The organism is Sphingomonas sp. BT-65 (assembly GCF_026107375.2).
Taxonomy (GTDB): domain Bacteria; phylum Pseudomonadota; class Alphaproteobacteria; order Sphingomonadales; family Sphingomonadaceae; genus Sphingomonas.
In genome coordinates this window covers 1-13,204 of record NZ_JAPCIA010000004.1, presented here as the reverse complement: position 1 = coordinate 13,204, position 13,204 = coordinate 1, and the positions used below count along the sequence as shown (strand labels likewise).

At 67.4% G+C, this 13,204-nt stretch carries 9 protein-coding genes and 2 pseudogenes; 6 read left to right on the top strand and 5 right to left on the bottom strand.

What is annotated here, in order from left to right; translation table 11 throughout:
• Together OK349_RS19490 and OK349_RS19485 are read left to right on the top strand one after the other, a co-directional pair.
• Positions 1 to 258: pseudogene (locus tag OK349_RS19490) on the top strand (sugar kinase); the annotation flags it as partial.
• Positions 258 to 1,802, top strand: coding sequence for a carboxylesterase/lipase family protein (locus OK349_RS19485; RefSeq protein ID WP_265119591.1), 1,545 nt, complete (start codon positions 258 to 260; stop codon positions 1,800 to 1,802). The pseudogene OK349_RS19490 and the gene OK349_RS19485, both read left to right, overlap by 1 nt.
• 3 nt (positions 1,803 to 1,805) lie before the next feature.
• Here OK349_RS19485 and OK349_RS19480 read toward each other — a convergent pair whose 3' ends face one another.
• Positions 1,806 to 2,249, bottom strand: coding sequence for a MarR family winged helix-turn-helix transcriptional regulator (locus OK349_RS19480; RefSeq protein WP_265119590.1), 444 nt, complete (start codon positions 2,247 to 2,249; stop codon positions 1,806 to 1,808).
• Positions 2,250 to 2,391: 142 nt separating this feature from the next.
• Here OK349_RS19480 and OK349_RS19475 point away from each other — a divergent pair, with 142 nt between their 5' ends.
• The gene (locus tag OK349_RS19475) at positions 2,392 to 3,165 is read left to right on the top strand and encodes an alpha/beta hydrolase (protein WP_265119589.1); all 774 of its coding nucleotides are present in this window, start codon (positions 2,392 to 2,394) and stop codon (positions 3,163 to 3,165) included.
• 63 nt (positions 3,166 to 3,228) lie between these two features.
• Here OK349_RS19475 and OK349_RS19470 read toward each other — a convergent pair whose 3' ends face one another.
• From OK349_RS19470 to OK349_RS19455, 4 genes and pseudogenes are all read right to left on the bottom strand, one after another.
• Complete coding sequence (locus OK349_RS19470) at positions 3,229 to 4,605, bottom strand: DUF4861 domain-containing protein (protein WP_265119588.1); 1,377 nt, start codon at positions 4,603 to 4,605, stop codon at positions 3,229 to 3,231.
• Positions 4,606 to 4,623: 18 nt separating this feature from the next.
• A complete protein-coding gene (locus OK349_RS19465) occupies positions 4,624 to 6,204 on the bottom strand; it encodes a pectate lyase (protein WP_265119587.1) in 1,581 nt (526 codons plus the stop codon).
• Positions 6,201 to 6,596: a cupin domain-containing protein gene (locus OK349_RS19460; protein WP_372340592.1), complete on the bottom strand. Its 396-nt coding sequence runs from the start codon at positions 6,594 to 6,596 to the stop codon at positions 6,201 to 6,203. Before OK349_RS19460 ends, OK349_RS19465 begins: the two co-directional genes overlap by 4 nt.
• Positions 6,588 to 7,247 (bottom strand): annotated as a pseudogene (locus tag OK349_RS19455) (ThuA domain-containing protein); the annotation flags it as partial. The pseudogene OK349_RS19455 and the gene OK349_RS19460, both read right to left, overlap by 9 nt.
• Positions 7,248 to 7,588: 341 nt before the next feature.
• On the opposite strand from OK349_RS19455, the gene OK349_RS19450 reads away from it, so the two are divergent.
• The 3 genes from OK349_RS19450 to OK349_RS19440 are packed head-to-tail and all read left to right on the top strand — an operon-like array spanning position 7,589 to position 13,099.
• The gene (locus OK349_RS19450; RefSeq protein ID WP_265119586.1) at positions 7,589 to 10,438 is read left to right on the top strand and encodes a TonB-dependent receptor; all 2,850 of its coding nucleotides are present in this window, start codon (positions 7,589 to 7,591) and stop codon (positions 10,436 to 10,438) included.
• A 14-nt stretch (positions 10,439 to 10,452) separates the two neighbouring features.
• Entirely contained in the window at positions 10,453 to 11,475 is a 1,023-nt protein-coding gene (locus OK349_RS19445) for an alpha/beta hydrolase (protein WP_265119585.1), read from the top strand.
• 25 nt (positions 11,476 to 11,500) lie between these two features.
• Positions 11,501 to 13,099 carry a family 43 glycosylhydrolase gene (locus OK349_RS19440; RefSeq protein WP_265119584.1) on the top strand — a complete coding sequence of 533 codons (1,599 nt, stop codon included), beginning with the start codon at positions 11,501 to 11,503 and terminating at the stop codon, positions 13,097 to 13,099.
• Positions 13,100 to 13,204 lie beyond the last annotated feature (105 nt).

The following is a 13,204-nucleotide window of genomic DNA, read 5'->3' as shown; positions in this document are numbered from 1 at the left end:
GCGCGCATCGACACGCCCGAACGCGGCTACCAGACCCAGGAGGTGGTGGTCGCCGGGATCATCGACCGCATCGGCGGCGGCGACGCCTATGCCGCCGGCATCCTCCACGGCGTGCTCTCCGGGCAGGATCTCGAGGCGACGGTCGCCTCGGGCCTCGCGCTCACCTGCCTCAAACACTCCCTCCCAGGCGACGCGAGCCTGTTCTCACAAGCGGACATCGACGCCTTCCTCCAAGGCGGACTGGACGTCCGGCGGTGATGGACCGGCGGACGCTGCTGGGGGCAAGCGCGGCGCTGACCGCCCTACCCGCCGCCGCGTTCGCCCAGTCCGACCCGATCGCCACCGGCAAGGCGGGCCGCTGGCGGGGCAAGCGCGACGGCGGGACCCACGCCTTTCTCGGCATCCGCTACGGCAACGACACCAGCCGCGCGCGCTTCCGTCCGGCGACGGCACCCGAGATCGCACGCGACACGCTGACCGCCACCGAGTTCGCCGCGAGCTGCCCGCAGACCGGCCGCGCGGTCAGCCAGCGCGAGGACTGCCTGTTCCTCAACGTCTGGACGCCCGAGGCGAACGCAAACGCGCGCCGCCCGGTGATGGTCTATTTCCATGGCGGCGCTTACTCGAACGGCAGCGTGATCGAGCCGCAGGTGCTCGGGGCGACGCTCGCCGGGAAGGGCGATGTGGTCGTCGTCACCGTCAATCACCGCCTCAACGCGCTCGGCTATCTCTATCTGGCGCGGCTCGATCCGCGCTTCCCCGACAGCGGCAATAACGGCCAACTCGACCTGATCCTCGCGCTGCAATGGGTGCGCGACAATATCGCGGGCTTCGGCGGCGATCCCTCCCGCGTCATGCTGTTCGGCCAGTCGGGCGGCGGCGCCAAGATCGCGACGCTGATGGGCATGCCCGCGGCCAAGGGCCTGTTCCACCGCGCCGCGACCATGTCCGGCCAGCAGGTCACCGCGAGCGGCCCCTTGAACGCCACGCGCCGCGCGCAGGCGCTGCTCGACCGGCTCAAGGTGAAGCCCGGCGACCTCACCGACATGCCGGTCGAGAAGCTGATCGACGGGCTGCGCGCCGAGGACCCGATCCTCGGCGGCGGGGTCTATATGGGCCCGGTGCTCGACATGAAGTGGCTGACGCGCCATCCCTTCTGGCCCGATGCCAACCCGCTGGGCAACTCGATCCCGCTGATCCTCGGCAATACCCGCGACGAGACCCGCGCCTTCGACGACCCCAAATCGGAGCTGGTGCGCACGCTCGATTGGTCCAACCTCGCCGAGCGCATCGCCCCGCGCCTCCGCATCGACGCCCACCCCGAATGGGTGATCGCCGAGTATCGCAGGCAATTCCCGGCCTGGACCCCGACGGAGGTGTTCTACGCCGCGACCACCGCCGGCCGAAGCTGGCGCGGCCAGGTGATCGAGGCGGAGGAGCGCGCCAGGGCCGGCGTCCCGGCCTGGGTCTATCAGCTCGACTTCGCCTCGCCGGTCGCGCCCGAGCGCGGCGCGGCGCATACGCACGACATCCCGCTCGTCTTCGGCACGATCGGCGCGGAGGGGACCGTCTCCGGCACCGGCCCGGAAGCGCGGGCGGCTTCCGCCACGATGATGCGCGCGTTCGTCAACCTCGCGGCGAAGGGCGATCCCAATGGCACGGGCGTGCCGGCATGGCCGAGGCACACGCTGCCCCGGCGCCAGACGATGCTGTTCGATGCGAAGAGCCGCGTGGTCGACGATCCGCGCAAGTGGCAGCGCGAGTTGTTCGCGCGGGTGCCCTACGTCCAGCCGGGGACCTGAGCCTCAGCCCTGGGTGAGCGCGCCGCGCAGCCGCTGGACCTGATCGTTGAGCGCAATCAGTTCCTCCACCTTCAATCCCGAGTTTTCCAGCAGCGCGTCGGTGAGGCAGGCGGCCTCGCGCCGCAGCCCCTTGCCCTTGGCGGTGAGGAAGACCTGCACCTGGCGTTCGTCCTGCGGGTTGCGCTGGCGCGACACGAAGCCCGCAGCCTCGAGCCGCTTCATCAGCGGGGTGATGGTGCTCGGCTCCAGCGCGAGCCGGTCGGCGATCGCGGAGATGGTCTGGCCGTCCTTCTCCCACAGCGTGCTCAGTACGAGATATTGCGGATAGGTCACGCCGAGCGAATCGAGCATCGGCTTGTAGAGCCGGTTGATCGCGATCGTGGTCGAATAGAGCGAAAAGCACAGCTGAGCGTCGAGCGGCAGGGGTTCGCTGGTGGTCTGCGGCATGGAATCCTCACTTTCGAATCAGGTGTTTATCACAAAAATACCTATCGCGATAATTTTATGCTGGACAGGGCCACGGGGCATAGGGTAGCTAAATGTTATCGCGATAAATGATATCGCGGCAAACATAGGAAGGAGACTGATCATGAACAAGTCGAACAAGCTTCTCGCCGCCGCTGCCTCGCTCGCCCTCGGTACGGCCCCCGCCATCGCTCAGGAAAAGACCGGCGAGCCGGTCAAGTCGGTGGTCCTCGTCCATGGCGGCTTCGTCGACGGCTCGGGCTGGATGGACGTCTACAACATCCTCAAGAAGGACGGCTACAAGGTGACGATCGTCCAGAACCCGACGCTCTCGCTCGAGGACGACGTCGCGGTCACCAAGCGCGCGATCGCCGCCGCCGAGGGCAAGGTGATCCTGGTCGGCCACAGCTATGGCGGCGTCGTCGCGTCCGAGGCGGGCACCGACCCCAAGGTCGCCGGCGTGGTCTACATCGCCGCCTTCGCGCCGGACAAGGGCGAGTCGGTGTCGAGCCTGATCGCCAACCCCCCGCCGGGCGCGCCGGTGCCGCCGATCCTGCCGCCCAAGGACGGCTTCCTGTTCCTCGACAGCGTGAAGTTCGCAGCGTCCTTCGCCGCCGACGTCCGCCCCGATCTCGCGGCGTTCATGGCGGACTCGCAGGTGCCCTGGGGCGTCGCCGCGCTCGACGGCAAGGTCACTAATCCGGCATGGCGGGTGAAGCCGAGCTGGTATCTGGTGGCGAGTGAGGACAGGATGATCCCGCCTGCCGCCCAGCGCCAGATGGCTGCCCGCGCCGGCGCCAAGGTCGAAGAGGTCGCCGCCAGCCACGCGCTCTACGTCTCCAAGCCCGCCGCCGTCGCCGCGATCATCGACAAGGCCGCAAAGGGCGTGAGCAAGTAATCTGACGGTATCGCCATGGAAGCGCCGGGTGGCCTTGCCATCCGGCGCTTTCACGTGCGCGTCCTACTCTCGCGTTTCGACCTCGAACCCGGCGAGCCGCGCGGGCGAGTTATACTCCTTCGCCACGCCCACCACATAGTCGCGGAACTCGGCGGCGGTCTTGAGCACCTCGCCCTCGCTCCAGCCGGCGGCGAGCATATACTCGTACTTGCCGTCGGCGCGCTCGGGGAAGCGGAACACCTCGTTGCCCTGCTGCTGCGCGACCGCGACGTGGCGGGCGCGATAGCTGTCCTTCACTACCAGCGCCGAACCGGCATAGGCGACCTTGAGCGCGTTCTGGGTCGAGTCCGTGTCGTCGGGGTTGCGGATCGCCTCGGGCGCGGTGGTCACCACGACCCCGCCCTGGCGCAGGCCGAGCGTCTCGCCCGCCTTCTTGCGGATGCCCGCGGCGAACTGCACGCCGTTGCTTCCCGGCTCCCACTGGTGGAACTGCACCTTCGCCGTCGCGTAATTGTGGTTGGCGTAAGCCGTGTAGACCTGCTCGAGCGCATAGCGGCCCTTGCCCGTGTTCCAGTTCATCGTCTTGATCCGTACCATCGAGCGGAGCGGGCCGTTGACGATCACGTCGAACGCGTAGCGCGTGTCCTTGAGCTGGTTGGTGTTCCACCGCTCGGCCGCGTCGGCGTTGGGCGAGAAACGCGGGCGCGAGACATGGTCGCTGCCCGGCGTCTCGAACAGCCCGATCCCGCCGCCGCCGAAGCTGTCGTCCACCGACATGATGTCCGAGCCATAGGCCGGGTCGATGTACGACACGGCATAGCCGTCCCAGTTCTGGGTCAGGATCTGCGGCGCGACGATGATGTTCCTGCGCTTGCCGTACACGTCGGCGCTGTCGGGGAACCACAATTTCCACCCGACATTGCCCGATTCCCAGAAGGGCACCATGTGCCGCGAATAGCTGCCGATCGCCGCCGCCGCGCCGTGCGGGTTCCAGCCGCGCTGGTGGAAGCCGAGATAGAGATAATAGGTGCGTGTTTCGCGCGGCTTCAGGTCAGCCTGGAAGAACAGCTCGTCCCACACGCCGTCCTTGTCGAGATCGTCCATCTGCAGGTCGAGCTGGCGGCCGTTGGTCTCCTGGCGGATGCCGTGCGGCCCCATCACCGCGAGCTGCTCCCTGGTCGGCACCGGGCGGGGCGTGCCGGCGGGATCGACCAACGTCACGGTCAGCTCGTGCATCCCCGCAAGCTCGGGAATCTGCGCCGGGGTGATGACCACCGGCGTCGCCTTGCGCGGTTGATCGAGATCGTTGGCGATGCGGATGGCGATTCGGCGGACGGGCTTGAAGTCCTCGCGGACATACCAGGGATCAGAAGTGGCCGCCTGGGCTGGAACTGCGCCGGCCAGCGCCAGCAACGATACGCACACCGACCGCCGCGTCATGCCACCTCCTGTCCTAGCTCATGTCTGAAGCGCCTTAATAAGTGTGATCATATGATCTATATAGGTGCCCGTCGAGATACCGACTGGCCCGTTCTCCATGTCGAAGGGCGAGGTATCGGTCACGTCGCCGACATGGGTCGAGCGGAAGTCGCCGCGCGCGACGGTCTTCGAGCCCGGACCGCTATAGGGATGGCTCATCGCCCGCAGCTGCGTCGGCCACCAGCCCTCGGCATTGAGCGAGCCGACCAGCGACTTCGCGTCCTTGCCGCCCTTGGTCGCGTTCATGTCCGATCCCGGCTCGACCTCGGCCATCCAGTATTTCTTGAGCGGCTGGCGGCCCTTGAGCAGCGGTGAATCCTTCGCCGCGGCCTTGCCCGGCATCGCCTTCAGCTTCTCGTACTCGCGGCGAAGCTTGGCGGTGTCGATCCCGCGACGGGCATTGTAGTGGCCGATCGTGTGCGCCGGGTCGTAATCTGCATAATATTCGCCGTTCACGACATTCGATCCGCGGCGATGGACGAAGAGCGGCCTGTTGGTGCCGATCTCGACAAAGGTGGGGAATTGCCGCCCGCCGACTTGGCTGTCCGCCGGCAGCCGCACGCTCTCCAGCCAGTCGAGCGCGGCGGGGACTGGCGCCAGATATCTGTCATCGCCGGTCAGGCGATAGAAGGTCATCAACTGCTCGATGTTCGACGCCGTGGTGTGCGTGACCAGCGCCTTGGGCTCATAGCTGCGCGCGCCCGCGGGCTTCAAGTCCATCGTGTGCTGCAGCCCCCAGCCGGCCTGCGGCGCGGGCTGCTGGGTCGAGAGATAGATGTCCATGCCGCGCCGGATCGCGGGCGGGATGCGCGGATCGCCGATCGCCTGGTGATAGGTCAGCAGCACGTCGATATTGTCGTGGATCACCCCGTCGTTGAAGGTGATGAGGCCGGTATAGTCGGGCTTGCCGTGCAGCCCGCCATCGGCGACGCGCGGCCAGCGCTGCGGCCAGCCGCCATTCTCCAGCTGGCTCGCGAAGATGAAGTCGATCGCCTTGTCGAGCCCGGGCTTGAAGCGCTTCTCGCGTTTCTCGACATAGATGCGGATGAGGAAGCGGATCGCCTCGCCGGTGCCGCCGTCGTCGAAGGTGGCGTTGCCCCAATGATGCTGGAATTCCTCCATGCGCCACGCGTTGCGCCCGATCGTCTCGTACCAGCGCTTGGTCGATTCCGGCCCGCCGAAATCGATGAAATAGTTCCACCCGCCCTGCGGCAACTGCCCCGCGATCAGCGCCCCGGCCGCCTGCGCCGCGGCCTGGTAATAATATTCGTCGCCCGTCGCGTGATAGGCGTCGAGATAGAGGTGCCCCATCGTCGCGGTGCCCGGCGGCTGCACCCACACCATCGTCTTGTACGCCTCGAGCTCGCCCCAGATGCGCGAGCGGTCCGGCAGATACGACCACACATAGCCGCCACGATATGCGAGCTTCTCGACCATGAAGCGCGTCGCCCGCTTCATCGCCGCCGTCACCTCGACCTTCGACACGCTCTGCCCCAGCGCCACCCCCGGCGTCAGCGCAAGCGTGGCGGAGGCGGCGAGCAGGGTACGGCGTGCGATCATTTCTGGGGAACCTTCTCGAGCGGATAGCTGATGATGAGGACGAGCGGCGCGGTACCGGTCTGGCGGATGCCGACCTCAGCACCGGTGTAGAGATAGGCGGTCATGCCCGGCTTGAGCCTGGCGGTGACCCCGTCGGACACCACCTCGCCCTCGCCCGAGACCACGGCATAGACTTCGTCATGCGCGATCGGATGCACGCCGATCGCGGCGCCGGGATGGAGCGAGCGCTTGCGATACTCCATCATGCGGCCGGGCACGCCGTCGGTGATGCGCCAGGCGGTGCTCATGCCGATCTTGCCGTGCGGCGGCGGTTCCTCGGCGCGCTTGGCGGCTTCGTCGACCACCACCATCGCCCGCGCGCCGCGCCCGATCGTCCAGTCGAGCCCGCCCATCACATGACCGACGACGCGGGGGTCGGACCATGCCTCCGGCGTGTGGCCGAGCGCGGTGTAGAACACGCGCCCGCCTTCGAAGTCATGCGCCCAGGCGAGCGGGCGCGGGTTCGCGCCCTTCTCGCCGATCGAGGCCGGATCGAGCAGCAGCAGCGGACGCAGCCGCGGGTCGAGATCGTCGAACCAATACCATTCGTCGACCAGCTCGAACGTCGCCGGCAGTCCACGGATCGCGGGATGATCGAGTTCGGCGCGGGTGACCGCACCCTTGGGCGTGCCCGAAGGATGCCGCGCGAAGCGGGCGCCGATCATCCGGCCGTACCAGTCCCAGCCATAGTGCGAATCCGTGGCGCCATGGATGCCGACGATCCCGCCGCCGCCGCGCACGAACGCCCGAAGCGCCTCGCGCCGCCCGCCGGTGAGCCATTCGCTCGCAGGCTCGTTGGGCTTGGTCGTCGTGCTCACCAGCACGATCGCCTGGAAGCGTTTGAGCGTCGCGGCATCGTCGAACAGCGCCGGATCCTCGCTCGCCGTGACGGCATAGCCTTTGGCCTTGGCTGCGCTGGTGAGGGCGGCGACCGCCGGCTCGATCGAGGCGTGGCGGAACCCGGTGGTGTGGCTGAAGATCAGCACGGCAGGTGGCTGCGGCATGGCGGCTCCGAGCAGAATCGCGCCCAGCAACAGCAGAATCACGCGCATCCCGATATCCTCTCTCGCTGCCGTCAGGGCGGCAAACCCATAACCCAGTTCTTCCAGGCGCGCCTTCTTGACACGGGCGGCTGAAGCGAACAATGTGTCAATGACACCGGTTTCTCAAGAAGAAAATTGCCGGTGTGAGACCGCGACAACGCGGCGAAAACGGGAGGATCGCGCTGATTCCGCCGCGAATCGCGGCACAGGCACCCCTCCCGACGTCATTTCGCGTGCTGCCGAAGAGCAGCAAGCGAAGAAGCCACCGGTGTCATTGACGCCGATTGAGAGGGGAAGTTCGAATGCGAGTCCTTCATCGCCGCCCGGCCCGGCTGCTTGCCGCCGCATCCGCCTTTGTTATCGCTACCGCCGCCCAGGCGCAGGAGACCCAGCCTGCGGAGCCGGCGACCGAGGAGCCCGAGGAGATCGTCGTCTCCGGCTTCCGCGCCTCGCTCGACGCCGCGCTCAACGTGAAGCGCGAGTCGGTTGCCGCGGTCGACGCGATCGTCGCCGAGGACATCGCCAAGTTCCCCGACCAGAACCTCGCCGAATCGCTCCAGCGCATCCCCGGCATCGCGATCCAGCGCGACGGCGGCGAGGGCCGCGCGATCACCGTGCGCGGCCTTGGCGCGCAATTCACCCGCGTCCGCGTCAACGGGCTCGAGACGATCACCACCAGCCATGACGGCGCCGCATCGAACCGCGACCGCGCGTTCGACTTCAACGTCTTCGCCTCGGAGCTGTTCAGCTCGATCGTCGTCCACAAGACCGCCTCCGCGGACCTCGACGAGGGTTCGCTCGGCGCGGTGGTCGATCTCAACACGGGCAATCCGCTCAAGGGCAAGGAAGGGATCACCTTCGCCGCCTCGGCGCAGGGCAGCTACAACGACCTGTCCGATACCTGGGGGCCGCGCGTCGCCGGCCTGCTCGCCTGGAAGTCGCCCGACGGCACGCTCGGGGCCTCGATCTCGGCGGCTTATCAGAAGACGCGCACCAAGGAGATCGGCAACAACACCGTCCGCTGGGCGCAGGCGCGCTTCGATTCGGTCAACGGGGTGCCGTGCTGGACGACCACCGCCACCAGCGGCATCGGCGTGCCCAATTCGGGCGGCGTCTATACCAATGGCCGCGTCGCGGCGTGCGACCAGGCCGCGCTGGCGTTTCACCCGCGCATTCCGCGCTACGGCGAGGTGACGCATTATCGCGAGCGGCTCGGTCTCACCGGCAGCCTGCAATGGTCGCCCTCGGAGGCGACGCGTATCTCGCTCGACGGCCTCTATTCCAAGTTCAAGGCCGACCGCCGCGAGAAATGGGGCGAGGTGTTGCTGCGCTCGAACGAGCGCTCGATCAATGTCGTCAACCCGGTCTATGACGACCATGGCAATATGATCGCGGCGACGCTCAACGACGCCTGGGTGCGTACCGAGCACTTCTTCAAGAAGACCGAGACCGAATTCTATCAGATCGGCGGCAGCTGGGATCAGGACGTCACCGACAAATTCCGCTTCACGCTGCTCGGCGGCTATTCCAAGTCCGACGCGGCGGTGCCGGTCGAGACGACGATCGTGTTCGACGATCGCGACGCACAAGGCTACAGCTACGACTATCGCAACGCAGCCTTCCCGACGCTGACCTTCGGTACCAGCGTCACCGACCCGGCGAACTTCCAGCTTGCCGAGATCCGCGACCGCCCGTCGGACGTGGTAAACCAGTTCCGCACCGCGCAATTGCGCACCGAATGGGACGTGACCGAGGGTTTCACGGTCAAGCTCGGCGGGGTCTGGCGGCGCTACGACTATGACATCACCGCCTTCACTCGCGACACCGCGGTGTGCGGCAATGGCGGCGTCGACCTGGTGCTCGGCACGATCACCTGCTCGCCGAGCTCGCTGTTCGGGCCGACCGCCGTCTACGGCTTCCCGGTAACGGACGCGCTGTCGGATTTGTTTACCCTGCGCGGCGCGGATGCGCCCAGCGGGACCACGACGCAGTGGCTGATCCCGAACCTCGACGCGGCCACCGCCTTCACCAATCTCTACGGCCGCACCGCACGGCTCGACGTGGGCAACAATCGCGGCGTGCGGGAGGAGACCAAGGGCGCCTATCTGCAGTTCGATGCCAAGGGCGCCGTGTTCGGGCTCGAATACGCCCTCAACGCGGGCATCCGCTATGTGAAGACCGACCAGTCGTCCTACGGCATCAACAGCAACGTCGTCGTGACCGTCGAGCGCGACTATGAGGACTGGCTGCCCTCGTTCAACCTGGCGCTCTATCCGACCAAGGACATCATCATCCGCGGTGCGATCGCCAAGGTCATGACGCGTCCCTCGCTGGGCAATCTAACCCCGGGCGGATCGGCCGACGGCTTCAACTTCCGCGTGACCAGCGGCAATCCGTTCCTCGAACCGTTTCGCGCGACCAATTTCGACCTGGCGGTGGAATGGTATTTCGCGCCGCAGTCGATCTTCTCGGTCGCGCTGTTCAAGAAGGACGTGGCGAGCTTCCCGATCGCGATCACGCGTACGGGCACCTTCACCGAGACCGGCCTGTCGCCCTCGGTGCTCGTTCCCTCGTCGCCCGCCGCGCTCAATCCGGCGCTGCAGGCGCAGCCGATCTGGACGATCCAGACGCAGGGCAATGGCACGGGCGCGACGCTCAAGGGCGCGGAGATCGCGCTGCAGGCGCCGTTCCGCTTCCTGCCAGGCTTCCTCTCGAACTTCGGCGGCATCGTGAACGCGACCTTCGTCGAGTCGACCGCCTCCTACACGCAGCAGGGCCCAGCCACCGTGCCCGGCGGCGGGCTGCCCAACGTGGTGCGCGAGGACACGCTCTACGGCGTCTCCAAGAAGCAGTTCAACGCCACGCTTTACTATGAGGACAGCAAGTTCAGCGCGCGCGCCTCGGTCACGCGGCGCGACCCCTTCAACGACGCGGGCTCGGCCACCGGCAACATTTTCGAGGGCTATGAGGCGATCACCAATGTCGACGCCTCGATCCGCTACAAGCTGACCGACTATCTCGAACTGTCGATCGAGGGCACCAACCTGACCGACGCGTATCGTGAGCGCTGGGTGGATGTCGATGCGCGCCGCAATTACGAGAACAACCATTTCGGCCGGACCATCCTGTTCGGCGCGCGCGTGAAGATGTGACCGAGAGGGGGAGCATGGCGGACCGGAACGAGGATGGCCTTCTTCGGCCCGGCCGCCGTGCTTTTCTTGCGGCCGCGGGCGGCGGGGCGGTGCTCGCCTCCGCCGCCTTCGGCCAGACCGCCGCGCCGGCCACCGGAACGCCGGGGCCGGCGCGGCAATCCGATCCGGCCGAGACGATCGAGCTATGGCCGGACGGCGCGCCAGGCATGCCGGCCAAGCCGCCGGTCGAGATCGTCAACGAGCGCAGCAAGGATCCGGCGTTCCACGACCGCTCGGTGCAGGGCATCACTCGCCCGCGCCTCACCGTGTTCCGTCCCGAGAAGCCCAATGGCGCCGCGGTGATGGTCATGCCCGGCGGCGGCTATCGCTGGGTCGTCGTCGACAAGGAGGGCAACGAGCTCGGCCGCTGGCTGTCGGCGCGCGGCTATACCGTGTTCGTGCTGTTCTACCGCTTGCCCGGGGACGGCTGGGCGGCCGGGCCCGACGTCGCGCTGTCCGACGCGCAGCGCGCGATGCGGCTGATCCGCCACCGCGCGCGCGACGATGGCATCGATCCCGAGCGCATCGCCGCGATGGGCTTTTCCGCGGGCGGGCATCTCTGCGCCGACCTGCTCACCCGTTTCGCCGCGCGCGCCTATGATCCCGTCGATGCCGCCGACCGTCTGACGGCGCGCCCCGCGGCGGCCGCGCCCATCTATCCCGTGATCAGCATGACCGCCCCCGTCGCGCATGCCGGCTCGCGCGAGCTGCTGATCGGCAAGGACGCCAGTCCCGCGCTCGAACGCGCGCATTCGCCGCATCTCAACGTCCCCGCCGACGCGCCGCCGGTGTTCCTGGTCCATGCCGAGGATGATGCCTCGGTCCCGGTCGAGAACGCGCTGCTGTTCCGCGCCGCGCTGCGCGCGAAGAACATTCCGGTCGAGACTCATCTCTTCGCCCAGGGCGGCCATGGCTTCGGTCTGCGCAACACCGCCGGCAAGCCGGTCGCTATCTGGCCCGAGCTGTTCGCCGGCTGGGCCAAGGGTCTCCTCGTCTGACGCTCAACTCACCTAGGATCACGGGATGCATCTGAATCGACGCGACATCATGAGCGCCGCGCTCGCGGGCGGCAGCACGATTCTGACCCCGGGCGCCGCTAGCGCGCAGACCGCCGCGAAGAACCCCGCGTCGGACTGGAAGCGCGGCTTCGACAACCAGCGCATCCCCGATCTCGGCGACGGGCGCTTCCTCAACCCGCTGATGGCGGGCGACCATCCCGATCCGACGATCCTCAAGGACGGGAAGGACTATTACATGACCTTCTCGACCTTCGAATCCTATCCGGGGCTGGTCATCTGGCACTCGCGCGACCTGATCAACTGGCGCCCGATCAGCGCGGCGCTGACGCAGAATATCGGCTCGGTCTGGGCGCCCGAGCTGTGCAAGCACAAGGGCCGCTATTATCTCTACATCCCGACCAAGAACCCGACGACCAACTGGGTGATCTGGGCCGACAGGATCGAGGGGCCGTGGAGCGAGCCGATCGACCTGAAGCTCCCCAACCATATCGATCCCGGCCATGCGGTGGGCGAGGACGGGTCGCGCTGGCTGTTCCTGTCGGGCGGCGACCGGGTGCGGCTGTCGGACGATGGCCTCAGCCGCGCCGGCGAGCCCGAGCATGTCTATGATCCCTGGCGCTACCCCAGCGACTGGATCGTCGAAGGCTTCGCGCCGGAGGGCCCCAAGATCACTCGCCACAATGGCTGGTTCTACATGATCACCGCGGTCGGCGGCACCGCGGGTCCGCCGACCGGGCATATGGTGATCGCCGCGCGCTCGAAGTCGATCAACGGCCCGTGGGAGAATTGCCCGCGCAACCCGCTGGTGCGCACGCGCTCGGCCAACGAGAAATGGTGGTCGCGCGGCCATGCCACGCTGGTCGAAGGGCCCGATGGCGGCTGGTGGGCGGTCTATCATGGCTTCGAGAACGGCTATTGGACGCTCGGCCGCCAGACCCTGCTCGATCCCGTGGAATGGACCGCCGACGGCTGGTTCCGCATGAAGGGCGGCGATCTCTCGCAGCCGATCGCCAAGCCCAAAGGCGGCGAGAAGGCCGGGCCGCACGGCATGGCGCTGTCGGACGACTTCAGCAGCCTCGCGCTCGGCACCAAGTGGAATTTCTTCAAGCCCGCCGCCGACGAGCGCTCGCGCGCCCGCGTCGAGAACGGCTCGCTGGTGCTCAAGGCGCGCGGCGCGGCGCCGTCCACTTCCTCGCCCCTGCTGCTGATCGCGGGCGACCCGGCCTACCGCTTCGAATGCGATATCGAGATTGCGCCCGGCGGCGTCGCCGGCCTGATCCTGTTCTACGACGAAAGACTTTATTGCGGCCTCGGCTTCGACGAGAAGCGCTTCGTCACGCATCAATACGGCATCGAGCGCGGCCGCCCGGCCAACCCGCACGGGCGGAAAATGCGCATGCGCGTCACCAACGACCGCCACATCGTGACCTATGACACGTCGAGCGACGGCGGGAAGACCTGGCTCCGGTTCGACCGCGGCATGGAGGTGTCGGGCTACCACCACAATGTCCGCGGCGGCTTCCTGATGCTGCGTCCCGGTCTCTATTCGGCGGGCGAGGGCGAGGCGCGCTTCACCAATTTCCGGTTCGAGGCGCTGGCCTGACGGCGGCTCAGATCAAGATTCAGCTGCGCTGAATCGCGGCACCAGCCCGCTCCCCCACCCGGCCACCCACGAAAGTATCCTAATGGGTGGCCGGGTGGGGGAGCG

Bases quoted from the DNA above. Each gene is read 5' to 3' on its own strand.
- OK349_RS19485 (WP_265119591.1), top strand. From the start codon at position 258: ATGGACCGGCGGACGCTGCTGGGGGCAAGCGCGGCGCTGACCGCCCTA.
- OK349_RS19480 (WP_265119590.1), bottom strand. From the start codon at position 2,249: ATGCCGCAGACCACCAGCGAACCCCTGCCGCTCGACGCTCAGCTGTGC.
- OK349_RS19475 (WP_265119589.1), top strand. From the start codon at position 2,392: ATGAACAAGTCGAACAAGCTTCTCGCCGCCGCTGCCTCGCTCGCCCTC.
- OK349_RS19470 (WP_265119588.1), bottom strand. From the start codon at position 4,605: ATGACGCGGCGGTCGGTGTGCGTATCGTTGCTGGCGCTGGCCGGCGCA.
- OK349_RS19465 (WP_265119587.1), bottom strand. From the start codon at position 6,204: ATGATCGCACGCCGTACCCTGCTCGCCGCCTCCGCCACGCTTGCGCTG.
- OK349_RS19460 (WP_372340592.1), bottom strand. From the start codon at position 6,596: ATGGGCGGGCTCGACTGGACGATCGGGCGCGGCGCGCGGGCGATGGTG.
- OK349_RS19450 (WP_265119586.1), top strand. From the start codon at position 7,589: ATGCGAGTCCTTCATCGCCGCCCGGCCCGGCTGCTTGCCGCCGCATCC.
- OK349_RS19445 (WP_265119585.1), top strand. From the start codon at position 10,453: ATGGCGGACCGGAACGAGGATGGCCTTCTTCGGCCCGGCCGCCGTGCT.
- OK349_RS19440 (WP_265119584.1), top strand. From the start codon at position 11,501: ATGCATCTGAATCGACGCGACATCATGAGCGCCGCGCTCGCGGGCGGC.